Below are 24,161 nucleotides of genomic sequence, written 5' to 3' on the forward strand. Positions count from 1 at the left end.
ATCTGCATCGCCTTCTCCGACCAGGGCCCGGGCATTCCGCCACAGGAGCTGGACAAGATCTTCCAGCCCTTCGTGCAGTCCAGCAAGACCCGCAACGGCTCGGGCGGCACGGGCCTGGGGCTGGCCATCTGCCGCAAGATCATCGACGCCATGGACGGCACCATCGTGGCCAGCAACCGGCCCGAGGGCGGCTCGCTGTTTCGCATCACCCTTCCCTGCCGCAGCGCATCGGAGACGCGCCCGGCGGAGCTGCTGTAGCGGCACCGCCGGCCGGCGCGCCTGCGGCCGGCAAACGGGTGGTGAACAAGTGGCAAACGGGCGGCAACAAATGAGAAAAAGTCTCATTTAGAATGCCAGCACTTCGTCCCGCCCTGCCCGCCTGCCTTCCCTCCCCGCTTGCTTGTATGACACGCCATCCGACTTCTGCCGCCTGGCTGGGCCTGGACCTGCACTGGGCCTATGGCAGCCTGCTGCCCGCCATCTGGCGCAGCACGCGCTGCATCCACCGCGCGCAGGATGTGCTGCATGACGCCTTCGTGCGCTACGCCCTCAGCGGCCGGCACGAAGGCATCGCCCAGCCGCATGCCTACCTGCGCGTGGTGGCGCGCACCGTGCTGGCCGACCAGATGGCGCATGAGCGCCGCTTCGTGCCCCTGCCCGAGCTGGCAGGCGAGGCCGGCGCCGCGCAGCACCCGGTGGCACGCGCGGACGAAATCGCCTTGCAGGAAGCCTTCACGGCGCCTTCGGCCGAGATGCTGGCCGACCTGCAGCAGCGCCTGGGCGCCGTGCAGCGTGTCATCCAGGGATTGCCTGCGCGCTGCCGCGAGGTGTTCTGGCTGTGCAAGGTGGAAGGCCACTCCCAGCCCCAGATTGCCGCCATGCTGGGCATCAGCCTGAACATGGTGGAGCGCCACCTGATGCGCGCCCTGCTGGACCTGCGCGCCGCACGCGAGCTGCTCGCGCCATGAGCACGCCGCGCGAGGAAGCCGCGCGCTGGTTCATACGCATGCACCGGGATGCGGGAGCGCGGCCGGGCGCCGCCGATGCCGCTGCCTGGCGCCGCTGGATGGACGCCGACCCGCGCCACGCCGCCGAATACGCCGCCTTCGAGGCGCTGTGGCAGGACTTCGACTCCACGCCCCGCACCGAGGCCCTGGCCACGGCGGTGGACACCGCCGCACGCCAGCGCCGCGACACACGCAGCAACGCGCGCCGCGCGATCATCACCCGCGGCGTGCTGGGCGTTGCCGGCCTGGGCACGGCGGGCCTGCTGGCATGGCGCGGCTGGCTTGAATGGCAGGACACCACCGTGTTCGCCCTGGCCCGCGACAGTGCGATTGGCGAACGCATCGTGCTGAACCTGCCCGACGCCAGCGTGCTGACCCTGGGACCGGCCAGCCGCATCGCCACGCGCTACACGCGCCGCCAGCGCGCCGTGGTGCTGGAGCAGGGAGAGGCCCTGTTCGACGTGGCCAGGGATGCAGGCCGCCCCTTCACCATCGCCGCCGGCCAGGCCCGCATCACCGTGCTGGGCACGCGCTTCACCGTCAACCGCCTGCCGGGACTGGTGCGGGTGAGCGTGGAGCATGGAACGGTGCGTTTGGCGGTGAAAGGTGGTGACGGAGAACCGTCCTTGCTGCTGCAGGCTGGCGAAGTGGGGGAACTGCCGGACGAAAGCGCCGGTGCCGCACCCGGTGCCGCACCCGGTGCCGCACCCGGAGCCGATGGCGCCCACGCCAGCCCCCTCCCCCGCCGCGTGCAACGCGATGCGCGCGACAGCTTCTCGTCCATCGAACGCGGCCTCATCGTCTTCGACAGCGCCGGGCTGGGCGAGATCGCGGCCACGCTGTCGCGCTGGCGCCGCCAGCCCGTGCGTGCGGCCGTCGCCGACGGCACGGGCGGGCCGCGCATCACGGCCGCCGTGCAGCGCGCCGATGTGGAGAGTTTCCTGGACGCGCTGCCGCGCATCGCCGCCGTGCGCGTGCAGGAGCGCGACGGCGCCACCTGGCTGGCCCCGCGCAGCACGGCGCCGGAAAAAATCCGGAAAAACTGAAAAAAAGCGGCCAACGCACATCAGGGATCCGGCGGGCTGCCCCGTCATACAGGCGAGCACAACCGATACCCAGGAGAACGTTCCCGCCATGCCCGCCCGCCCTCTTTCCTCCCGCCCGGCACGCGCCTGCCTGTCCCTGCTCGCCTGCGCGGCGGCCCTGGCCTGCACGCCAGCCCTGGCCGCCCCTGCCGACATCGACCTGCCGGCCCAGCCGCTGTCCGACGCCATCAAGGCCCTGGCGCGCGCCACCGGCACCAGCATCGCGGCCGACAGCGCCCTGCTCGCAGGCAAGTCCGCGCCCGCCGTCCAGGGCCGCCTGGAGCCGGCCGAGGCACTGCAGCGCCTGCTGGCCGGCAGCGGCCTGCAAGCCTCTGCCCAGCCCCAGGGCGGCTGGCTGCTGCGCCCCGCCCCGGCGCGCCCGCAGACCACGCTGGACGAAGTGCGGGTGACGGCCACGGCCCTGCGCGACGGCCGCACGGAAGGCACGGGCAGCTACCGGGCGCCCTATGCCAGCGCGGCCACCAAGATCGAGCTGACGGCCCGGGAGACGCCGCAGTCCGTATCCGTGATCTCGCGCGCACGGCTCGATGACCAGAACTTCGTGGAGCTCACCGAAGCCGCCAAGGTGGTGCCCGGCATCGTCGTGCGCCGGCAAAGCAGCACGGGCGGGCGCAGCGACATCCTCTCGCGCGGCTACCAGTCCTCCACCTACCAGCTGGACGGTCTCACCGTCAGCGGCAATCCGGCCACCCAGGAAACGCTGGACCTGGCCCTGTTCGACCGGGTCGAGGCCCTGCGCGGGCCGGCCGGGCTGTTCTCGGGCGCGGGCGAGCCCAGCGTCATGCTCAACCTGGTGCGCAAGCGCGCCCTGCCGGACTACCAGGGCCAGGGCGCCATCGGCCTGGGTTCGCGGGGGCGCAAGCGGGCCGAGGTGGATGTCACCGGAGCGCTGTCCGAAGATGGCCGCCTGCGTGGCCGGGTGGTGGCGCTGCACGAGAACTTCGGCAGCCCCGTGATGGCCATGGACGGCCACAAGCAGGCCCTGTACGGCACGGTGGAGCTGGACGTCACTTCCCAGAGCACGGTCTCGGTGGGCGCCACCTGGCAGCGCGGCCGGGGCAACTACGACACCGGCCTGCCCGCCCACGCCGACGGCAGGCTGGCCCCCATTCCGCGCGACGTGGCCATTGCCGCCGACTGGGGCCGCGCCGCCCCCGAATCGCTGGCCGGCTTCATCGAGTCGGAGACGCGGCTCGACGGCGGCCTGTTCAAGCTGGCCGCGCGCCGTGTGCTGCGCCAGCAGCGCGACAAGTACATCAACGGCTACTCGGCCGTATCGGACACCGGCATCAGCCGCTTCACCCAGGCCCAGACCGTGGACCGCGACTACGCCGACACCACGGCCGACATCTACTACAGCACGCCCTGGCAATGGGCCGGGCAGACGCACCATTTCATCGCGGGCGCGGACTACCGCAGCTCCAACATGCACCTGCGCATGCTGCGCGGCGCCATGAACACGCCGGCCGACCTGTTCCACTACGACCCCTCCTCCATCCCCGAGCCCAGCTTCAAGCCCTTTGCCGACGACATCACGCGCACCAGCCTGCGCGGCGTCTACGGCCAGTTGCGCATCAAGCCCACGCAGGCCCTCACCCTGGTGGCGGGCGCGCGCAAGAGCTGGTGGAAGACAGAAACCTCGGACCGGCTGCAGAACACGCGCTCGGGCTACGAGGTCGATGGCCAGTTCACGCCCTTCGCCGCCGTGCTCTTCGATCTGAACGACAGCTGTACGCTCTACGCCAGCCAGTCGCGCATCTTCCAGCCGCAAGGCGGGCGCCTGGCCGGTGGCGGCCAGATCGCCCCGCGCGAGGGCCGGCAGGTGGAAGCCGGCATCAAGGGCAGCCTGCTGGACGGACGCCTGAATGCCACCGCCGCCGTCTACCGCATGCAGGACACCAACCGCGCGCTGGCCGACCCCGCCGATGCCGCCTTCGTCATCCCCGCAGGCAAGGTGCGCTCCGAAGGCTTCGAGGCCGAGGTGGTCGGCTCGCTGTCGCCGCGCTGGGACGTGGCGGCCAGTTACGCCTACATGCGCTCCAAATACCTGCAGGGCACCGTCACGCAGACGGGCACCGACTTCAGCACCATGTCGCCGCGCCACAGCGTGAACCTGTGGGCGCGCTACCGCGTGGCCGGCCCCGTGGCCCAGGGGCTGGAGCTGGGCGCGGGCGTGCGCGCCGTCAGCGAGTTCTACGACACCCTGGGCACCGTGCGCTGGCGCGCGGGCGGCTACGGCGTCTGGTCCGTCTATGCCGCCTACCCGCTCACCCCCCAGGTCAAGCTGGCCGTGAACATCGACAACCTGTTCGACCGCGTCTACTGGGAGCGCGTGGGCACGGCCACGCGCAGCAACTACTACGGCCTGCCGCGCAGCATCATGGTCACGCTGCGCAGCAGTTTCTGATCCCGTCGCCAGAGGGCGTGCGCAGCACAAGGCTGCCGCGCCCCCTGCCTGCCGCGCAGGCATTCAACACATCGACACCATCGAATGATTTCTCACAAATAATTCAATAGATCCACACAATGCATGGATTTACGCTTGTGTCCATTGCCGGCAGCCGCCGCCAGCCAGGACACCAGCCATTGCCATGCAAGACCGTTTTCTGATCGAGCGCATCGAGGCGCGGATCCTCGACATTCCCACCATCCGCCCGCACAAGCTGTCGTTCGGCTCCATCAGCCGGCAAAGCCCGGTGATCGTGCAGCTGTGGCTGCGCAACGGGGCCACGGGCTTTGGCGAGGCCGCCACCATCGGCGGCCCGTCGTGGAACGAGGAATCGCCCGAGAGCATCCACCATGCCATCGCCAACCACCTAGCGCCCAGCCTGATCGGCCAGGACGGCGCGCGCTTCGAGGCCTGCCACTCGCGCATGGACCTGGCCTGCAAGGGCAATGCCTTTGCCAAGAGCGCCGTGGAAATCGCGCTGCTGGACGCCGTGGCGCGCAGCCTGCAGTTGCCCGTGTGGCAGTTGCTGGGCGGCAAGCAGCGCGACAGCCTGCCCCTGGCCTGGACGCTGGCCAGCGGCGACATCGAGCGCGACCTGGCCGAGGCCCATCTGCGCCTGGAGCAAAAGCGCCACCGCATCTTCAAGATGAAGATCGGCGCGCGCACGCCCGAGGCCGATGTGGCCCATGTGAGCGAGATCGCGCGCGGCCTGCAGGGCCGCGCCACGCTGACCGTGGACGTGAACCAGGCCTGGGACGGCGCCACGGCGCGGCGCTTTCTGCCGCAATTGATCGATGCCGGCGTGACCCTGATCGAGCAGCCCGTGGCCGGCTGGAACGTGCCCGCGCTGCGCGAGCTGACCGCCACGCTGCAGGGCGCCCTGGTCATGGCCGACGAGAGCGTGTGCACGCCCTACGACGCCATGCGCCTGGCGCGCGAGCAGGCCAGCCATGTGTTCTCGCTCAAGGTGGCCAAGCACGGCGGCCTGCTGCGCACGCGCAAGGTGGCGGCCATTGCCCAGGCGGCCGACATCGGCTGGTACGGCGGCACCATGCTGGAGACCTCGATCGGCTCGGCCGCCTCGGCCCATGTCTTTGCCACGCTGGGCGGGCAGCACTACAACTGCGAGCTGTTCGGCCCCCAGCTGCTGGTGGACGACATCGTCACCGAGCGCATGACCATCCGCGACTTCGAGCTGCAACTGCCCGACGGGCCCGGCCTGGGCTTGGAGATCGACCTGCAGCAGTTGGCGCGCTTCGACCGCGCGCTGGCCGGCAGCCAGCCGCAGCACTTCGACATGGGGCAGGCCCGGACCGGGGCTGCGACCTGAATTCCTTTCATTCCTCCTGGAGACAAACATGCTTTACCTGGTCCGCATGGACGTGAAGATCCCCCACGACCTGCCCGCCGACGTGGCAGCCGAGATCAAGGCCCGCGAGAAGGCCTATTCCCAGCAGCTGCAGCACGACGGACGCTGGCCCCACATCTGGCGCGTGGTGGGCGAGTACGCCAACTACAGCGTGTTCGACGTGGCCTCCAACGACGAGCTGCACGAGCTGCTGCAGGGCCTGCCGCTGTTCCCCTACATGGACATCCAGGTCACGCCGCTGGCAAAGCACCCCTCGGCCATCGCCTGAGCACAGCCCAAACCAAGACCAAATTTTTCGGAGACAACTGAAGTGAATGTGAAACGCCGTTTTCTGACCGCCGCAGCCGCAGGCCTGTGCCTGTCCGCCGTGATGCCCGCCGCCCATGCGCAGGCACCCGAGGCCAACTGGCCCAGCAAGCCCATCCGCTGGATCGTGCCCTTCCCGCCGGGCGGCGCCATGGACGCCATCGCGCGCACCCTGGGCGAGAAGGCCGGCCGCACGCTGGGCCAGCCCTTCGTGATCGAGAACCGTCCCGGCGCCGGCGGCAACATCGGCGCCGACTTCGTGGCCAAGCAGCCCGGCGACGGCTACACGCTGATGATCACCTCCATCGGCATGGCCACCAACAAGCCGCTGTACCGCAAGCTCAGCTACGACCCGATCAAGGACTTCGCCCCCGTGGGCGTGCTGGCCGTGGTGCCCAACATCCTGGTCACCAACTCCACCCAGCCCAACGTCAAGAGCGTGGCCGACGTGGTGGCCGCCGCCAAGGCCTCGCCCGGCAAGCTGACCTATGCCTCGGCCGGCAACGGCACCTCCATCCACCTGGCGGGCGAAGTGTTCAACTCGCTGGCCGGCGTGGACATCCTGCACATCCCCTACAAGGGATCGGGCCCGGCGGTGTCCGACCTGCTGGGCGGACAGGTCAACTACATGTTCGACTCCATCACCTCGGCGCGCCCGCACATCCAGTCGGGCAAGCTGCGCGCCCTGGCCGTGACCACGGCCAAGCGTTCGTCCAGCATGCCCGACGTGCCCACCATGGAAGAGGCCGGCATCAAGGGCTACGAGGTCTCGCCCTGGTTCGCCGTCTTCATGCCCGCCAGCACGCCGCCGGCCATCGTCAAGAAGCTCAACCAGGTCTTCGTGGCCGAGATGAAGCAGCCCGACGTGCTCGAACGCTTCAAGGCCATCGGCGCCGAAGTCGTGGGCTCCACGCCCGAGGAAGCGGCCAGGCACCTGCAGGCCGAGTCCGTGCGCTGGACCAAGGTGATCACGGAGCGCAACATCAGCATGGACTGAGCCTGGACCGCCTCCGGTCGCCCGACAGGTTTTGATACGCTCGCCGGATCACACAACCAGGGGGACGGGATGGGCAAGCTCAGGAAATCACCATGCTGCGGCACACGGCCTTCTGAAGCGCACGGACGCTGAAGGAAGGCTGCCATGTTGTTGCGCATCCGCAAGGCCCTTGCGGCACGGTTCGAAGCCGTGGCCGAAATCGTGGGCCTGATCCTGTCCCTGGGCGGCGCGGCCGCAGCCAGCTTGCTGGGCAAGCTGGTGCTGGCCTTGATTCTGGGCACCATCGCCCTGGGCATTTTCTTCAGGCTGGCAGGACGCCGAAAGCGGTCCCAAGCCGGCCCATCGCAGCGCGAACCCGGCTGGCTTGCCGCCATGGCAGGCCTGCTGGCGTTCATCGAGATCGGCGTGCTGGTGGAGGCAGTCGATCTGCCCGTGCGCTTTCACCAGCCAGGGTTTGCCTTGCATCACTGGCTCATCGTTGCGGCAGCACTGCTCGCCGCATCCTGGCTCCAGTTGAAGCTGCTGCGCGCCGCGCGCAACGCCATCCGCGCCAGGCGGAGCACCTGACACGTCAACTGCGGACTGCCGCCTGCGCACCCTGCATGCGCGGGGCGGGCACCGGCCTGCGCCCCCAGTTCATCAGCGCCGTGCCGGCCACGGCCATGCCGCCGCCCAGCACGATGCTGGCATCGATGCTCTCGCCCAGCCACAGCGCCGACAGCGCCACGCCGATCACGGGCACCAGGGTGATGTAGCCCGAGGCCGCGCCCGCGCCCAGCGCCTTGACGCCGTCGAAGTACCAGGCATAGGCGAGCGCCGTGGCGCCGAAGGCCAGGAAGGCCAGCGCACCCCAGGCGGTGCCGTTGCCAAGCACGGCAGCCTGCAGGCCGGCCGGCCCTTCCACCACCAGGCTGGCCACCAGCAGCATGGCCGCGCCCATGGTCGAGGTCACGGCCGTGGCCGATAGCGCATCGACGCCTGTGAGCAGCCAGCGGCCGATCAGGGTGTAGGTCACCCAGCACACCACGCAGCCCAGGATCAGCAGCTCTCCGGCGCCCACCGATCCCTGCAGCAGCGCCAGCGGCTGGCCATGCGAGATCACCACCACGGCGCCGCAGGCCGCCAGCGCCATGCCCAGGGCAATGGTGCGGTTGAGCCGCTCGCCGAACAGCCAGACCGCCAGCGCCAGCGTGAGCACGGGGTTGAGCGTGATCACCAGGGCCGCCTTGCCGGCCGGCACATGCTGCAGCCCCATGAGGAAAAAGGCGGCATAGCCGAACACGCCCGTGGCGCCAGCGGCCGCCATGCCCAGCCAGCGCCTGGCGCTCCAGTGCCTGAGACCGGCCATGCCACCGGCCCAGTACAGCCAGGGCAGCAGCACGGCGGCGGCCAGCAGGAAGCGCAGGCTGGCGGCTGCCAGCGGCGGCATGTTCTGTGCCACCACGCGGCCCGCAGGCCAGGAAGCGCCCCACAGCAGGGCCATGCCGACAAGCCGCAGGTGGGGACCGAAGAAGCGTTGAAAATTCATGGCGCGTACTATGTGCTCATATCGATTCATAGACAAATGAGCGAATGCTCATGACCTGGACAACGTGATCCCATGACCTTCACCCAGCTCGAAGTGTTCGCGGCGCTGGCCCGCGCCGGCAGTTTCTCGCGCGCGGCCGCGCTGCTGGGCATTACCCAGAGCGCCGTCAGCCATGCCCTGCGCGCGCTGGAAGGCGAGCTGCAGGTTCAGCTGGTGCGGCGCGAAGGCCCCCACTCCCCGCTGACCGACGCAGGCGCGCGGCTGCTGCAGCGCGCCAACGACATCCTCCAGCAAAAGGAGGCCTTGCGGCAGGAGGCCGATGCCGAGCGCGGCATGGCGCGCGGCACGCTGCGCGTGGCCTCGTTCGGCGCCACCTCTTCACTGCGGCTGCTGCCCCCGCTGATCACCGAGTACCGGCGCCGCCAGCCCGCCGTGCTGGTGCAGATCGACGAGCAAAACGACGACACCGTGGTCAAGTGGCTGCTGGAGCGGCGCGTGGAGATCGGCTTCGTCGTGCTGCCCGACGAGCGCTTCGAGACCGTGCCCCTGGTGGAAGACGAACTGGTGGCGCTGCTGCCCGCATCGCACCGGCTGGCCGCCCAGCGCAGCATCCGCGCCGCCGACCTGCAGGGCGAGGCCTTTGTGCGCACCTCGGCCGGGTCGGGCGCGCACATCGACCGCTTCCTGGCCGAGGCCGGCGCCCAGCCTGCGGCCATCTACCACTTCGAGCAGATGTCCTCCATGCAGGGCTTCGTGGCCCAGGGCCACGCCATTGCGATTGCCGCACGCCTGGCCGTGCCCGAGCAGGCGCCCGAAGGCATGGTCTACCGCAGCCTCGCGCCCCGCCAGCGCCGCGTCACCGGCCTGGCCGTGCGCAGCATGGAGCGCCTTTCGCCGGCCGCTGCCGGCTTTGTGGAGCTGGCGCGGGAGATGGCCAGGACGAAGCGGTTTGGCTAAGCCTGCGCCGCCGACGGCAAGGTCAGCGGATGCAGCACCAGCGCCTCACGCACGATGGGCTTGAGCGCCTGGGCCTCGTCGGGACTGGCCAGCACGCGGGCCAGTTCGGCGCGCATGCGGGGCTCCCAGAATTTGCGGATGTGTTCGGCAATGCCCTGCAGGGCCTCGTCGCGCTCGGGCATGGCCTCGAAGAACTCGCCGATGCGGTTGGCCATGCGGACCAGGTTGGCGCTGTCCATCACTTGCCTCCCGCCACGGCCATGCTGCCTGCCTGCGCGGCCTGCGCGGCTTGCAACAGGCCGATCTGCTCTTCGTGCATGCGCGCAAAGCCGCGCTGCCAGTCGGACGGCTGGGCGTGCTGGGGGACGGGCAGCACCTGCACGGCCGTGACCTTGTATTCGGGGCAGTTGGTGGCCCAGTCCGAGCTGTCGGTGGTGATGACGTTGGCGCCCGATTCGGGAAAGTGGAAGGTGGTGTAGACCACGCCGGGCTGTATGCGCTCGGTGACGGTGGCGCGCAGCACGGTCTCGCCCGCGCGGCTGGCGATGCCGACCCAGTCGCCGTCGCGTATGCCGCGGTCCTCGGCGTCATGCGGATGGATTTCCAGCCGGTCCTCGCTGTGCCAGTGGCTGTTGTGCGTGCGCCGGGTCTGGGCGCCCACGTTGTACTGCGACAGGATGCGGCCCGTGGTCAGCAGCAGCGGAAAGCGCTGGGTGACCTTCTCTTCGGTGGCCACGTACTGGGTGATGATGAAGCGGCCCTTGCCGCGCACGAAGCGATCCCTGTGCATGATGGAAGTGCCAGCCTCTTCGGTGCTGTCATTGCAGGGCCATTGCACGCTGCCCAGCCGGTCGATCTTGTCGTAGTTCACGCCCGCGAAGCTGGGCGTGAGCGCGGCGATCTCGGCCATGATCTCGCTCGGGTGCGTGTAGTGCATGGCATAGCCCAGCGCATTGGCCAGCAGCTGGGTGACCTCCCAATCGGCATGGCCGGCCAGCGGCGCCATGACCTTGCGCACGCGCGAGATGCGGCGCTCGGCATTGGTGAAGGTGCCGTCCTTTTCGAGGAAAGAGGCGCCCGGCAGGAAGACATGGGCGTACTTGGCGGTTTCGTTGAGGAAGATGTCCTGCACCACCACGCATTCCATGGCCGAGAGCGCGGCCGTCACATGCTGGGTGTTGGGGTCGGACTGCACGATGTCCTCGCCCTCGCAGTACAGGCCCATGAAGCTGCCGGCCAGGGCCGCCTCGAACATGTTGGGAATGCGCAGCCCGGGCTCGGGGCTGAGCGCCACGCCCCAGGCCCCCTCGAACTCGGCGCGCACCGTGCTGTCCGAGATGTGGCGGTAGCCGGGCAGCTCATGCGGGAAGGAGCCCATGTCGCAGGAGCCCTGCACGTTGTTCTGGCCGCGCAGCGGGTTCACGCCCACGCCTTCGCGGCCCACGTTGCCCGTGGCCATGGCCAGGTTGGCGATGCCCATGACCATGGTCGAGCCCTGCGCATGCTCGGTCACGCCCAGGCCGTAGTAGATGGCCGCGTTGACGGGAGTGCCCGCCGCGTGGTCCTCGGCACCCAGCGCATACAGGCGCGCGGCGCCGCGCACGAGTTCGGGAGCGACCCCGGTGACCTCGGCCATGGCCTCGGGCGAGTTCTCGGGCCGGGCCACGAATTCCTTCCACTGCGCGAAGGACTTGGCATCGCAGCGCTCGGCGATGTAGTCCTCGGCCAGCCAGCCTTCGGTGACGATGACATGGGCCAGCGAGGTGATCATGGCCACGTTGGTGCCGGGCCGCAGTTGCAGGTGGTAGTCGGCGCGGATGTGGGGCGACTTGACGAGCTCGATCTCGCGCGGGTCGATGACGATGAGCTTGGCGCCCGCACGCCGGCCGTCGCCGCGCAGGCGCTTTTTCATGCGCGAGCCGAACACCGGGTGCGCGGCCGTGGGGTTGGCGCCGATGACCATGACCACGTCCGTGTGCTCGATGGACTTGAAGGTCTGCGTGCCGGCCGAGGTGCCATAGGTCTGGCCCAGGCCATAGCCCGTGGGCGAGTGGCACACGCGCGCGCAGGTATCGACGTTGTTGTTGCCGAAGGCCGTGCGCACCAGCTTTTGCACGAGGTAGGCCTCTTCGTTGGTGCAGCGCGAGGAGGTGATGCCGCCAATCGAGTCCTTGCCGTGCTTCGCCTGGATGCGGCGGAACTCGCTGGCCGTGTGGGCAATGGCCTCTTCCCAGCTCACTTCGCGCCAGGGGTCGGTGATCTTCGCGCGGACCATGGGCCGGGTGATGCGGTCCTTGTGCGTGGCATAGCCCCAGGCAAAGCGGCCCTTGACGCAGGCATGGCCCTCGTTGGCCTGGCCGTCCTTCCAGGGCACCATGCGCACGACCTGCTCGCCCTTCATCTCTGCCTTGAAGCCGCAGCCCACGCCGCAGTAGGCGCAGGTGGTGATGGCGCTGTGCCCGGCCTGGCCCAGCTCGGTCACGGTCTTTTCCTGCAGCGTGGCCGTGGGGCAGGCCTGCACGCAGGCGCCGCAGCTGACGCAGTCGCTGTCCATGAAGCTGCCGCCCTGCCCCGCCGTGACGCGCGAGTCGAACCCCCGGCCCGAGATGGTCAGCGCAAAGGTGCCCTGCGTCTCCTCGCAGGCGCGCACGCAGCGGTTGCAGACGATGCACTTGCTGGGGTCGTAGCTGAAGTACGGGTTGGAGTCATCGACCTCGGCGCGCGCCTGGCCCTTGAAATGGTTGGCGCCGTCGAAGCCGTAGCGCACCTCGCGCAGGCCCACGGTGCCGGCCATGTCCTGCAGTTCGCAGTCGCCGTTGGCGCTGCAGGTCAGGCAGTCCAGCGGATGGTCGGAGATGTACAGCTCCATCACGCCGCGGCGCAGCTCCTGCAGTTGCGGGCTTTGCGTGCGCACCTTCATGCCCGGCTCGGCCGGCGTGGTGCACGAGGCCGGAAAGCCCTTGCGTCCCTCGATCTGCACCAGGCACAGGCGGCAGGAGCCGAAGGGCTCCAGGCTGTCGGTGGCGCACAGCTTGGGCACGCTGACGCCGCCTTCCATGGCAGCGCGCATCAGCGAGGTGCCCTCGGGAACGCAGACCTCGCGTCCGTCGATTTCCAGGGTGATCAGGCGTTCGGACGGGCTGGCGGGTGTGCCCCAGTCGGCTTGCTTCAAATGGTCGAGCATGGTGTTCTCCGGTCAGGCAGCCGCTGCGGCCGTGGTGGACTCGATGCCGAAGTCCTGGGGGTAGTGGTTCAGCGCCGAGCGCACGGGATACGGCGTCATCCCGCCCATGGCGCACATGGAGCCGTGCTGCATGGTGTCGCACAGGTTCTCCAGCAGGGCCACCTGGCTGGCGTGGGCGGCAGGGTCGCTGCCGGCGCGCACGATGCGGTCGATGACCTCCACGCCGCGCGTGGAGCCGATGCGGCAGGGCGTGCACTTGCCGCAGGACTCGATGGCGCAGAACTCCATGGCGTAGCGCGCCAGCTGCGCCATGTCGGCCGTGTCGTCATGCACGACGATGCCGCCGTGCCCCACCACATTGCCCTTGGCGGCATAGACCTCGTAGTCCAGCGGCGCATTCCAGTCGGCCGGCGCCACATAGCTGCCCAGCGGGCCGCCCACCTGCACGGCCTTGACGGTGCGGCCGGTGGCCGTGCCGCCGCCGAAGTCTTCCACCAGCTCGCGCAGGCTCAGGCCGAAGGCCTTTTCCACCAGGCCGCCGCGCGCAATATTGCCGGCCAGCTGGAACGGCAGCGTGCCGCGCGAGCGGCCCATGCCGAAGCCCTGGTAGAAGGCCGCGCCGCGCGCCAGGATCAGCGGCACCGTGGCCAGCGTGATCACGTTGTTGATCACCGTGGGCCGGCCCCACAGGCCCTCGATGGCCGGCAGCGGCGGCTTGGCGCGCACGATGCCGCGCCGGCCCTCGATGCTCTCCAGCATGGCCGTTTCCTCGCCGCAGACATAGCTGCCCGCGCCCTTGCGCACCTCCATGTGGAAGGCCCGCCCGCTGCCGGCCACGTCGCGGCCCAGCCAGCCTGCGGCCTCGGCGCGCGCAATGGCTTCGCGCAGGGTGGCGATGGCATGCGGATACTCGCTGCGCACATAGACCAGGCCCTGCGTGGCGCCCACGGCCAGGCCAGCAATGGCCATGCCTTCGATCAGCGTGTAGGGATCGCCTTCCATCAGCAGCCGGTCGGCAAAGGTGCCCGAGTCGCCCTCGTCGGCATTGCAGGCAATGTACTTTTGCGGCCCCGCTGCGGCGGCCACGGTCTTCCACTTGATGCCGGCCGGAAACGCCGCACCGCCACGGCCGCGCAGGCCCGAATCCAGCACCTCCTGCACGATGGCCGCGGGCTCCATGCGCGCCGCGCGCTCCAGCCCCTGCCAGCCGCCATGGGCTGCGTAGTCGGACAGGTCCAGCGGGTCGATGACGCCCACGCGCGCAAAGGTCAGGCGCTCCTGGCGCGCCAGGTAGGCAATGGCCTCGGTCAGTCCATGGCACAGCGCATGGCTGTCGCCCTGCAGCATTCCGGCATCGATCAGGCCCGGCACCGCATCGGCCGTGACCGGGCCGTAGGCCACGCGGCCTTCGGGCGTCTCGACTTCCACCAGGGTTTCCAGCCACAGCAGGCCGCGCGAGCCGTTGCGCACGATCTGCACCTGAAGGCCGCGCGCCGCGCACTCGCGCTGCAGGGCGCCGGCCACGGCGTCGGCCCCCAAGGCCAGCGCGGCGGCATCGCGGGGCACATAGACGCGCACGCCGGGGCCTGCCCCTGCCCCTGTCCCTGTCCCTGCATGCGCAGGCTGGGCCACCGGCTCGCCGGCCTGCTCCGGCTGGCGGCATTGCGCGATGAGTGCATCCAGGCCGTTGGCCGTGACATGCGCATGGGGCCGGCCATCGAGCATCACGGCAGGCGATGACGCGCACAGGCCCAGGCAGTAGACCGGCTCCAGCGTGACGGCGCCATCGGCACTGGTTGCATGCCCATGCCCATGCCCACTCGATCCGCAGCCCAGCGCCTGGCCTGCGTGGGCCAGCAGCGCGTCGGCACCGCGCGACTGGCAGGCCTCGGCGCGGCAGACCTGCAGCACATGGCGGCCCGCTGGCGTGCTGCGGAAATGGGGGTAGTAGGAGATGACGCCATGCACCTCGGCACGCGAGAGGTTCAGCGCATCGGCGATGCGCGGCACGGCGGCTTCGGGGATATGGCCCAGCATGTCCTGCACGGCGTGCAGCAACTCGATCAGGGGGCCGGGGCGCAGGGCGTGGACGGCAATGGCGTGCTCGACGGCCTCGCGCTCATGGGCGCCGAGTGCGCTGCCGGCAACAGCGGCATTGAGGACGGCAATGGGAATGATCTTCCCTTGTGTGGCTGGCATGGGTGTCCCTGCTGGCTTTCGTTGTGGGGAGCGGCGCGGTCCGGTCCGCTGGCGCTTTGTCTCTCATGCCATTTCAAGGCCTGCCGGGCAAGCCGTCAAATTCAAACGGATGATTGCGCCATTCAATCGGCAAATGAGCCGCCGGGCAGTGCTGCGCCTGCTGCCGCAGGTCTTGCGGATGCCGCAGCCAGCGCGGGTTTGCGCCACTTGGCAAATGCGCCCGGCTTGTCGCAAATTACACGGTATTTGGTGTGAATTTTGATAAGCTCACGCGCACCATGAACCACCCGCCATCAGCCATGACGCCACAGGATGGCTATCATTTTTCAGAACAGATCGGCCACCTGCTGCGGCGTGTCTATCAGCGCCACACTGCACTCTTCCAGCAATACATTCCCGACTCGCAGCTTACGGCTGCGCAATTCGTGGTGCTGTGCTCCGTGCGCGACAACAGCGGCAGCTCGCTGGCCGACATCGTCAAGGCCACCGTGATCGACCAGGCCACCATCCGCGGCGTGGTGGACCGGCTCAAGCAGCGCGAACTGGTGCAGGTGGACCATGACCGCATCGACCGCCGCAAGGTCGTCATCAACCTCACCGAGGCCGGCCAGGACCTGGTGCGCGACATGGAGCCCTTCGCCAAGCAGATCACCGAAAGCACCTACGGCAAGCTCAATCCGGCCGAGCGCCTGGCGCTGGATTTTTTGCTCAAGAAGATGCTGGAAGGTGGCGAGGCGGATTGAAGAGCCCCTGTTTTCATGGGGATGGGTGCCTGGCTATTTCAAAGAGCGGGGCCCTCGCCGTCAAAGCCCCATCAACCCAGGCAGTGCCTTTGCGCACGACCTGTAGCAAAGAAAAAACAGATTCTCACGCCCATCTTCTGGGTAGAGATATCCGGCACCTGCTGAATTGATGCTCCACCCATAGGCCACGCCATTGCGCCGCAGCTTCCCACTGAAGGCGCAAGGCAGAATGATCGATTCATAGTGGAAGGTGGAGAAGGAAACCTCGGTTGCCGTGGAGAAATAACGGATGACATCCTTGGGCCGCAGCGCAATCTTCTCGCAGCCCATGGTTTGCCCTTCTCCGACCGAACGATGGATCGAGCCGATCAAAACCACTGGTTCTTCCTGGTTGCCCATCGCCTTTCGGGGAGCGACCAGCACTGAAAGGCAGAGCACAGCCAGGATTGCCGTGGCGACCAGGCCATGCCTGCGATAGCTGCCATTCAATGACATGAGAACAAGGCTCCGCTGAAGATATGGCGCAGCGAATTGCTTGCGCCAGGAGCAGTCATTGTGTCGCATGGACCGGTTGAGCTCACAGGAGCTTCAGTCCATGGAAGTTCTCCAGCAAATCGGACAATCCGCACGCCCTGCCTTCGAAAAAGGCCTGATCCCCATTTGGGGACCCCATGAAAAAAGGCCTGCTTGCGCAGACCTTTTTCAGTCGAAGTTCTTTCTCGGCGTCAATCCAGCGCCCGGTTGCGCGATTCCACATCCACGGCCCAGATCGACAGGGCGCCGCCCACCAGCATGGCAGACAGCACGGCCAGCGCCAGGGTGAAGTGGGTGGCCATGATGGGCGCAATGATGGCCGGGGCGAACAGGCCGCCGAAGCGCGCCACGGCGCCGGCCATGCCCATGCCGCTGGCACGCAGGTCGGTGGGGTAGACCTCGGGGGTGAAGGCGTACAGCGCGCCCCAGGTGCCCAGCAGCGAGAAGCTCATCAGCAGGGTGGAGCCGATGACCACGAAGGGCGACGAGCCCAGGCTGTAGAACATGCAGCCGACGGCGCTGAGCAGCAAAAAGCCGATCAGCGTGGGCTTGCGGCCCCAGCGTTCCACGCCATAGGCCGACAGCGCAAAGCCGGGCAGTTGCACCAGGGCCAGCACCACCAGGAAGACCTGGCCGCGCATGAAGGCGAAGCCCTCGCTGCTGAGCTTGACGGGCAGGTAGACGAAGACACCGTAGTAGGCGATGGAGATCAGCGCCCAGGCCAGGAACAGCGAGAGGCTGCGGCGGCGCAGGCCGCCGTTGAACAGCGCGAGGATGGATTTGCGCTCCTGCTTTTCAGGCTGCAGGGCGGGGATGTCCGCCGTGGTGCCGTTGACCTTGGCCACCCGCTGCAGCACCTTGCGCGCCTCTTCGGACTTGCCGTTGCGGTTGAGGAACATGGGCGACTCGGGGATGTAGAAGCGCAGCACCACGCCGATCAGCGCCGGCAGTCCGGTCACGAAGAAGATCACGCGCCAGGCATCGTCACCCCAGGACACGGCCACCAGCGCCAGGATGGCCAGGAAGATGGTGCCCACGGCCCAGAACGATTCCAGCAGCACCAGCCAGCGGCCGCGGCGGTCGCTGGGCAGGAACTCGGCCATCATGGTGTAGTCCACGGGCAGCGTGCCGCCCACGCCGATGCCGGTGATGAAGCGCAGCACCAGCAGCCAGGCGAACTCGGGCGCAAAGGCCGAGGCCACGCCCGCGAAGGCATCGATCACCACGGCCATCATCAGCACCGGGCGGCGCCCGATGCGGTCGGCCAGGCGGCCGAAGACGAAGGCGCCGATCAGCATGCCGATGAAGAAGAAGGTGCCGGTCTGCAGCGCCTCGGGCACGGTCTTGCCGAAGGTCTTGGCAATGGACGGCGCGCTGAAGCCGATGGACAGCACCTGCATGGCGTCGGCCAGCCAGACCAGCCCGAAGATGACGAACAGCCGATATTGGAACTTGCCGACACCCGCTGTCTGGATGCCTTTTTCCACCGAAATGTATGTAGATGACATGCAGGGACTCCTTTTCTAGCCATCGCAATTGTTGAATCTGTCTTTTCCCAGGCAAGGCCGTTCAGCTTGTGTTGCCGTCTCCTGCCGTGCCTTCCACCCTTCACACATCCGGAGCGAACCGCTCCCTCGGCGCCATCTCCATGGCCCGATGAAAAAATTCAGGATGTCGGTCTCTGCATCCGGGCGATGGGCGCATTGCGGACAGGCTGCACATCGACAGCGCCGTCCGTTGTTGCCCATCACCCGTCCCCAGCATCAGATGTCAGGACCCAGGCCCTGGAGAGATTCCAGGGCAAGGTGTCCATATCCGCGGCATCGCCCATGCCGCCGCCCATTGCTGCCCATTGCCGCCCTCAGTGCGCATGCGCCTGTGCCTGCATGCGCAGCCGGTTAATCGTCTTCGTGTCGTCTGGCCAAGCTTTTTCCTCCGGTGCAAATCGTTCGCGCAAATATCCGAGCAGGTCCGCGATCTGCCTGTCGTCCAGGCTGTCCCCGAAGCCGGGCATGTAGCCCAGCGCATCGTCGGCCGGCGCCTGTATGCCATTCAGGATCACCTGGACCAGGTTGTCGGGGCTGGCCGCATGCAGGTTGGTGTTCAGGGCCAGCTGCGGCTTGACGCCGAACAATGTGGGACCGCTGCCCGCCTCATGGCAGACCGCGCAGGCGTTCTGGTAGATGCGCTCGCCATTGGCGTGGCGGTCCAGGACCCTGGCAGGTGGGGCCGCAGGCGCCGCCGCCTGCACGGCGGCCGGCGCCGGTGCCGGCATGGCCGGGGCGGCCTGGGCGGCCTGTGGTGCCTGTGGGGCCTGGCCCGGCAGTTCCATCAGGTAGGTGGCCATGGCGCGCACATCGGCTTCGGGCAACTGGGCCAGGCCGTGGATGACGGGCGCCATGGGGCCGGCCGCCACGCCGTGGCGGGCCGAGAAGCCGGTGCGCAGGTACTGGTGCAGCTCTTCGCGGCTCCAGGGCAGCTTGCCGCCGGCCAGTTGATTGAGCGCGGGCGCCGTCCAGCCTTCGGCCTCGCCGCCGCCCAGGTAGTGGATGCCGGTCTTTTCGGCACCCAGCGCATTGCGCGGCGAGTGGCAGGCCGCGCAGTGGCCCGCGCCTTCGACCAGGTAGGCGCCGCGGTTCCATTCGGCGCTGCGCGCGGGGTCGGCCTTGAACGGCGTGGCGTCGTGGAACAGCAGGTTCCAGCCCGCCATGGCCGGGCGCAGGTTGTAGGGGAAGGCCAGCTGCGTCTCGGGCGCCTTGGCCTTCACGGCAGGCTGGGACATCAGGTAGCCGTAGAGGGCCTGCAGGTCGCCATCGCTGAGCTTGGCGAAGGCCGTGTATGGGAAGGCCGGATACAGCTGGCGCCCATCCTGGTGGATGCCGTGGCGCATGGCGCGCTCGAAGGCCGCGTAGGACCAGCGGCCGATGCCGGTTTCGTTGTCGGGTGTGATGTTGGTGGAGTAGATGGTGCCGAACGGCGTCTCCAGCCCGAAGCCGCCGGCATTGGCCGCGCCGCCCGGGGCCGTGTGGCAGACCACGCAGTCGCCCGCAGCCGCCACCAGGCGGCCGCGCTCCAAGGCCTGCGGCGAGTACAGGGACACATCGGGCCCGTCGGTCAGCGGCAGGGCCGGCTTCAGCGGCCAGGCCATGGCCGCCATGCCGGCAAGGCCTGCGGCGCCTGCGGCCAGCCAGCCCCAGCCACGGCCGGGCCGCGCCGCACCGGGCTTGCCGGCACCCTCGCCCGCCAGGGCCAGGCGCAGCTGCTCGGGCTGGAAGGGCACTTCGCGCAGGCGCACGCCTGTCGCATGGTGGATGGCGTTGGCAATGGCGGCGGCGGCGGGCAGCGTGGCCACGCCATCCAGCGCCAAATTGCCCTGGCGGACGAGCGCGATATCGCCGGGCGCACGCTGCGCCAGGTCGGAGCCGGGCTTGGCGATCACATCGAAAGAAGCAGCGGAAGCTGTGGACCCTGCCCAGTCGTCAAAAGCGGGGGCCGCGCCCAGCAGCCGGCGCGCGTCGGCCAGCAGTTGCGGGTCCTGCTGGACGATCTCGGGCCGCGTGCTGGCGGCCTGCGCCGCCTGCATGCTGCGGCTGTCATGGCCGGCCACGACGCGGGTCACTTCGATCTCGCCCGTTTGCGGGTGCACGGCCACCTCGGCCACCCAGGCGCTCCAGGCATGGAGGTCGTCGCCCTGCGCATCCAGGGTCTGCAGCTGGGCGGTGGCAAAGCCCCGGCCCAGCAGGCGGCCGTCGGCCCCCTGGTGGGATGGCGCCTGCTGCGATGCCTGCGCACGCTCGGCCACCTGCCGGGCCAGATCGCGCACCGGGCCTTCGGGCAGGTGCTGCAGCCGCCATTGCAGCGGGTCACGGCCCTGGTCCAGCGCCTGCTCATGCCAGTGGCTTTCGCGGGCAAAGACCTGGGCGGCATTCAGATCATCGACGCCGGCATGCCGCAGGCTGGCGGCCAGCCTGCGCTCTTGCACTTCGCCGGCATCGAGCACGGTGGCCAGGGCCGCGGCGCGCGCCAGCTCGGGCTGGCTCAGCAGGCGCGCCATGCTGGGGCGCACGGCCCAGGGCGTGTCGGACAGCAGCAGGTCTGGCTGCGGCGATGCATTGCCCGGCTGAGGCTGCACCACCGTGTCGGCATCAAGCCCTTGCGAAGGCCGCGCATCCACGCGCAGCACCAGCTCCCGGCTGTCTGCGCTGCCCGCAGCAGTCCAGGCCTCGCAGGCCACGCTGACGGGCCGGCCCACGGCCTGGGACAGCAGGGCCGCATCGGCCGCTGCGTCCATGAGATCCAGCACATGCGGGGTGCCGGCCGCCGTGGCCGGCAGGCTGAACAGCCGCAGCGCGGACTCGGGGCATTGCAGCAATGCGGCCAGTTCGCGGCCGATCATCTGCTGCACGCCGGCGTCGCAGGGCGGCAGCCAGACGCTGGCATGGCCGTCCAGGCACCACACGGCTGCGCGTGCGGCACCCTCGCAAGACGCGGGCACAGCCATGCGCCAGACATAGCGGCCGGCATCGGGCAGGTCGGCCTTGCCAGCCTTGTCGGCTCTGTCGGCAGCACGGGGCGCGCTGGCGGCCCTGGCTTCCTGCCGGTCGTCCCAGGCAGGGGACAGGCTGGCAGCGGCCTGCCGGGCATAGACAGGCGCCACGGCCACCACACCCAGAAAATGCCCGCGCTGCACCGCGGCCACCACGCCGGCCATGGCCTGGGCGTCCTGCAACCGTGCATGCAGGGGCACGCTGCCCCGGTAGCGCAGACCGTCCCAGGCCGCGACGGGCGGGCGCAGCGCCAGGCCGTGCAGCAGGTCGGAAGGCAGGGCGGGAGTGTGGCCGGCCGGGCTCATGGCTGGACCTCGCCCGCGCTGGAAGATGGAAAACCGGAGGGTGCCTGCAGCGCGGCGCGTTGCGCACGCAGCTGCACGGCGCGCAGGGCGGCCTGCATGATTTCCACATGCGTGCCGCAGCGGCACAGGTTGTGGTGCAGCTCGTTGCGCAGCTCCTGCTCGGTGGGATTGGGGTTGCGGCGCAGCAGGGCCTCCACCGTCATGATCATGCCGTTGAGGCAGTAGCCGCACTGGGCCGCCTGGCAGTCGATGAAGGCCTGCTGCGTGGGGCCGGGGCACTGGCGCGAGCCCAGGCCTTCCAGCGTGGTGACCTCGCGGCCCACGGCCGCCCGCACGGGGATCACGCAGGAACGCGCGGCCACGCCATCGATCAGCACCGTGCAGGCGCCGCATTCGCCCAGGCCGCAGCCGTACTTGGGCCCGTTCAGCTCCAGGTCATTGCGCAGCACATGCAGCAGCGCCGTCCCGGGCGCTGCCGGCACCTCGCATGCGCGTGCATTGACCTGCAGGCGGATGGGGCTGGGTGTACTGCTTGGATGGACTGGGGTTCCCATGGGACGAGGCTCTTGCAACTTGGCTGCGGTTCAGGATGTCGGCGTTCTGCGGCCGGACAGGAGGGGGAGATTCCCTCCCCTCGTCCGGCAAGGCAGCGAGTATCAGGCCGCTGCCTTGACCTTGGGCTCGACCAGGGGCACGTTGAACACGTCGTAGCCGAAGCACCAGGACGGATCTTCGTTGGTGCGCAGCCAGGTGTTGTCGTGCGAGATGCGCTGCACCTTGCTGGCGCGCTCGGCACGGTTGGCTTCGTACAGGGCGAAGGCCAGCTCATGGTTGTGCGCGCCGACTTCCTTGAGGCAGCGCGCCAGCATGGCGCCGTCCTCGATGGCCATGGCGGCGCCCTGGGCCATGTGGGGCTTCATGGGGTGGCAGGCATCGCCCAGCAGCACCAGGCGGCCACGGCTCCACAGCGGCAGCGGATCGCGCTCGAGCAGCGACCACTTGGTCACTTCCACGGTGGCGTCGATCAGTGCCTGCACGGTGGGATGCCAGCCCGAGAAGGCCTCGCGCATCTCTTCCTTGCTGCTGGGCAGCCAGCGGTCGTTGAGGTCCCACTTCTCGACGGGCACGCCGGTCACGTAGTACAGCTCGTCGGCCTTGCCGGTGACGAAGTAGGTCATCATGTGGCGGTCATCGCTCCACCACTTCACGCAGGCGTCGAAGGGCAGCATGCCGGCCTTGACCTCGGGCGTGGGGAACACGGCGCGGTGGGCCAGGTAGCCCGCGTACTTGGGCAGCTCCGGGCCCAGGAGTTCCTCGCGGATGCGGGAGTTCACGCCATCGGCGCCGATGACGATGTCGGCCTCCTCGGTCGTGCCGTCGGCAAAGTGCATGACGACCACATTGCCGCGGTCCTCCACCTTGGTCAGGAACTTGCCGTAGGCCATCACGCTGTCGGGCAGGGCCTCGACCAGCAGCGCATGGAAGTCGCCACGGTGCACGGTCAGGTAGCTGGCGCCGTATTCCTTGACGGCGTAGTCGCCCAGCGGGATCTGGGCCAGCACGTCGCCCGTCTGCCAGTGGCGGCTGTACCAGTAGTCGGGATGCGAGCCCTGCTCGTTGAGCGCGTCCTCGATGCCGATGCGGCGCAGGATCTTCATCACATTGGGCCCGACGTGGATGCCGGCTCCCAGGCGCGAGAAGCTGGGCGCCTGCTCATAGACGCGGACATTGAAGCCTTCCTGGAGCAGCAGCTTGGCAGCTGCAGCCCCGCCGAGACCGGCGCCGACAACGGCGATTCGAGGGGATTGAGACACAGTTTTCTCCTTGCAGGAATGTTGAAAGCCAGACGGGGCAACCGTTGCTTCGGCGCGTCCTTGCAGGGTGTAGAGCAGGAAGCGTGCCAGGCAACAAAACACTTAATTCAGGTGTATGCGCTTGAATTTTTCAAATCGACGCATGCACCATAGGGCGGCAGAATAAATTGAAGTTCGCCATTTTTGGTGCAATTTCTGCACCAAATCAGTACAAACCCCGAGAAAATTCTCATTTGCAAGGCGGCACGTCTTTTGCAAGAATAAAGCGTACACACTCAGTTGATTCTGATCAGAAACCCTCGAAACTTCGCAAAGGCAAGTCCATGACCAAAACGTTCCGCATCGGCCAGATCGTCCCCAGCTCCAACACCACCATGGAGACCGAGGTGCCGGCCATGCTGCAGGCCCACTCCACGCTGCGCCCGCAGGACCGCTTCACCTTCCACTCCAGCCGCATGCGCATGAAGAAGGTCCAGAAGGAGGAACTGGCCGCCATGGACGCCGAAAGCGACCGCTGCGCGCTGGAGCTGAGCGACGCGCGCGTGGACGTGCTGGGCTATGCCTGCCTGGTGGCCATCATGGCCATGGGCAAGGGCTACCACCGCGTCTCGCAGCAGCGCCTGACCGAGCGCACGGCCAGCAATGGCGCCACCGCCCCGGTGATCACCAGCGCCGGCGCGCTGGTGGAAGCGCTCAAGGTCATGGGCGCCAAGAAGATCGCCCTGGTGGCGCCCTACATGATTCCGCTGACCCAGCTGGTCATGGACTACGTGGCCGCCGAAGGCTTCGAGATCGTGGACTGGCGTGCGCTGGAGATCCCCGACAACCTGGACGTGGGCCGCCACGACCCCGCCAAGCTGCCCGGCATCGTGGCCGGCATGAACTACGCCGACGCCGACGTGATCGTGCTGTCGGCCTGCGTGCAGATGCCCTCGCTGCCGGCCGTGGCCCAGGTCGAGGCCCAGACCGGCAAGCCCGTGCTGACCGCCTCCATCGCCACCACCTATGCCATCCTCAAGGAACTGGGGCTGGACCCCGTGGTGCCGGGCGCGGGTGCGCTGCTGTCGGGCGCCTACCCCTACGACACCGGCAACAGCGCAGCCAAGGCCTGAGGAA

At 68.6% G+C, this 24,161-nt stretch carries 20 protein-coding genes; 11 read left to right on the forward strand and 9 right to left on the reverse strand.

Annotated elements, in window-relative coordinates; translation table 11 throughout:
- The 8 genes from ACF8ML_RS00220 to ACF8ML_RS00255 form a co-directional block, all read left to right on the forward strand.
- On the forward strand, nt 1-258 hold a 258-nt coding region (locus tag ACF8ML_RS00220; protein ID WP_392405809.1), incomplete at its 5' end, for a sensor histidine kinase.
- Nucleotides 259-404: 146 nt separating this feature from the next.
- Nucleotides 405-968, forward strand: a complete 564-nt coding sequence (locus ACF8ML_RS00225; RefSeq protein WP_392405811.1) for an RNA polymerase sigma factor — start codon at nt 405-407, stop codon at nt 966-968.
- The gene (locus tag ACF8ML_RS00230) at nt 965-2,053 is read left to right on the forward strand and encodes a FecR domain-containing protein (protein WP_310043164.1); all 1,089 of its coding nucleotides are present in this window, start codon (nt 965-967) and stop codon (nt 2,051-2,053) included. The genes ACF8ML_RS00225 and ACF8ML_RS00230 overlap by 4 nt, the downstream gene beginning before the upstream one ends.
- Before the next feature lie 88 nt (nt 2,054-2,141).
- Nucleotides 2,142-4,520, forward strand: a complete 2,379-nt coding sequence (locus tag ACF8ML_RS00235) for a TonB-dependent siderophore receptor (RefSeq protein WP_392405813.1) — start codon at nt 2,142-2,144, stop codon at nt 4,518-4,520.
- 184 nt (nt 4,521-4,704) lie between these two features.
- The gene (locus tag ACF8ML_RS00240; RefSeq protein ID WP_392405815.1) at nt 4,705-5,892 is read left to right on the forward strand and encodes a muconate cycloisomerase family protein; all 1,188 of its coding nucleotides are present in this window, start codon (nt 4,705-4,707) and stop codon (nt 5,890-5,892) included.
- Nucleotides 5,893-5,920: 28 nt separating this feature from the next.
- Nucleotides 5,921-6,199: a muconolactone Delta-isomerase gene (gene catC, locus ACF8ML_RS00245; RefSeq protein ID WP_046984478.1), complete on the forward strand. Its 279-nt coding sequence runs from the start codon at nt 5,921-5,923 to the stop codon at nt 6,197-6,199.
- Nucleotides 6,200-6,241: 42 nt separating this feature from the next.
- Nucleotides 6,242-7,234 (forward strand): tripartite tricarboxylate transporter substrate binding protein, encoded by a 993-nt coding sequence (locus ACF8ML_RS00250; RefSeq protein WP_046984479.1) that lies wholly within the window; start codon nt 6,242-6,244, stop codon nt 7,232-7,234.
- A gap of 144 nt (nt 7,235-7,378) precedes the next feature.
- Nucleotides 7,379-7,801: a hypothetical protein gene (locus ACF8ML_RS00255; protein ID WP_047326005.1), complete on the forward strand. Its 423-nt coding sequence runs from the start codon at nt 7,379-7,381 to the stop codon at nt 7,799-7,801.
- Nucleotides 7,802-7,805: 4 nt separating this feature from the next.
- Here ACF8ML_RS00255 and ACF8ML_RS00260 read toward each other — a convergent pair whose 3' ends face one another.
- Entirely contained in the window at nt 7,806-8,762 is a 957-nt protein-coding gene (locus ACF8ML_RS00260; protein WP_392405818.1) for a DMT family transporter, read from the reverse strand.
- A 72-nt stretch (nt 8,763-8,834) separates the two neighbouring features.
- On the opposite strand from ACF8ML_RS00260, the gene ACF8ML_RS00265 reads away from it, so the two are divergent.
- Nucleotides 8,835-9,719 (forward strand): LysR family transcriptional regulator, encoded by an 885-nt coding sequence (locus tag ACF8ML_RS00265; protein ID WP_392405820.1) that lies wholly within the window; start codon nt 8,835-8,837, stop codon nt 9,717-9,719.
- Here ACF8ML_RS00265 and ACF8ML_RS00270 read toward each other — a convergent pair.
- Genes ACF8ML_RS00270 through ACF8ML_RS00280 form a run of 3 tightly spaced genes read right to left on the reverse strand, consistent with a single transcriptional unit; the run spans nt 9,716 to nt 15,102 of the window.
- A complete protein-coding gene (locus ACF8ML_RS00270) occupies nt 9,716-9,958 on the reverse strand; it encodes a formate dehydrogenase subunit delta (RefSeq protein ID WP_013803888.1) in 243 nt (80 codons plus the stop codon). The genes ACF8ML_RS00265 and ACF8ML_RS00270 overlap by 4 nt on opposite strands.
- A complete protein-coding gene (gene fdhF / locus ACF8ML_RS00275; protein WP_392405823.1) occupies nt 9,958-12,903 on the reverse strand; it encodes a formate dehydrogenase subunit alpha in 2,946 nt (981 codons plus the stop codon). Before fdhF ends, ACF8ML_RS00270 begins: the two co-directional genes overlap by 1 nt.
- Before the next feature lie 12 nt (nt 12,904-12,915).
- Complete coding sequence (locus ACF8ML_RS00280; RefSeq protein WP_392405825.1) at nt 12,916-15,102, reverse strand: formate dehydrogenase subunit gamma; 2,187 nt, start codon at nt 15,100-15,102, stop codon at nt 12,916-12,918.
- 299 nt (nt 15,103-15,401) lie between these two features.
- Here ACF8ML_RS00280 and ACF8ML_RS00285 point away from each other — a divergent pair, with 299 nt between their 5' ends.
- Nucleotides 15,402-15,845 carry a MarR family winged helix-turn-helix transcriptional regulator gene (locus tag ACF8ML_RS00285; RefSeq protein WP_392406029.1) on the forward strand — a complete coding sequence of 148 codons (444 nt, stop codon included), beginning with the start codon at nt 15,402-15,404 and terminating at the stop codon, nt 15,843-15,845.
- A 60-nt stretch (nt 15,846-15,905) separates the two neighbouring features.
- Here the strand turns inward: ACF8ML_RS00285 and ACF8ML_RS00290 are convergent, their stop codons facing one another.
- The 5 genes from ACF8ML_RS00290 to ACF8ML_RS00310 all read right to left on the reverse strand — a co-directional run bounded on the left by ACF8ML_RS00290 (nt 15,906) and on the right by ACF8ML_RS00310 (nt 23,045).
- A complete protein-coding gene (locus ACF8ML_RS00290) occupies nt 15,906-16,340 on the reverse strand; it encodes a hypothetical protein (RefSeq protein WP_392405826.1) in 435 nt (144 codons plus the stop codon).
- 230 nt (nt 16,341-16,570) lie between these two features.
- A complete protein-coding gene (locus tag ACF8ML_RS00295; RefSeq protein ID WP_026062635.1) occupies nt 16,571-17,887 on the reverse strand; it encodes an MFS transporter in 1,317 nt (438 codons plus the stop codon).
- Between the two features lie 353 nt (nt 17,888-18,240).
- On the reverse strand, nt 18,241-21,231 hold the full coding sequence (locus tag ACF8ML_RS00300) for a c-type cytochrome (protein WP_392405828.1): 2,991 nt from the start codon (nt 21,229-21,231) through the stop codon (nt 18,241-18,243).
- Complete coding sequence (locus ACF8ML_RS00305) at nt 21,228-21,785, reverse strand: (2Fe-2S)-binding protein (protein WP_012203779.1); 558 nt, start codon at nt 21,783-21,785, stop codon at nt 21,228-21,230. Before ACF8ML_RS00305 ends, ACF8ML_RS00300 begins: the two co-directional genes overlap by 4 nt.
- A gap of 102 nt (nt 21,786-21,887) precedes the next feature.
- Nucleotides 21,888-23,045 carry an FAD-dependent monooxygenase gene (locus ACF8ML_RS00310; RefSeq protein WP_016449030.1) on the reverse strand — a complete coding sequence of 386 codons (1,158 nt, stop codon included), beginning with the start codon at nt 23,043-23,045 and terminating at the stop codon, nt 21,888-21,890.
- A 323-nt stretch (nt 23,046-23,368) separates the two neighbouring features.
- On the opposite strand from ACF8ML_RS00310, the gene ACF8ML_RS00315 reads away from it, so the two are divergent.
- Nucleotides 23,369-24,157, forward strand: coding sequence for an Asp/Glu racemase (locus tag ACF8ML_RS00315; RefSeq protein ID WP_043824574.1), 789 nt, complete (start codon nt 23,369-23,371; stop codon nt 24,155-24,157).
- The last annotated feature ends 4 nt before the right edge of the window (nt 24,158-24,161 follow it).

This window comes from Delftia sp. WSY_10, from assembly GCF_043104705.1.
In the GTDB taxonomy this organism is placed as follows: Bacteria; Pseudomonadota; Gammaproteobacteria; order Burkholderiales; family Burkholderiaceae_C; genus Comamonas; species Comamonas tsuruhatensis.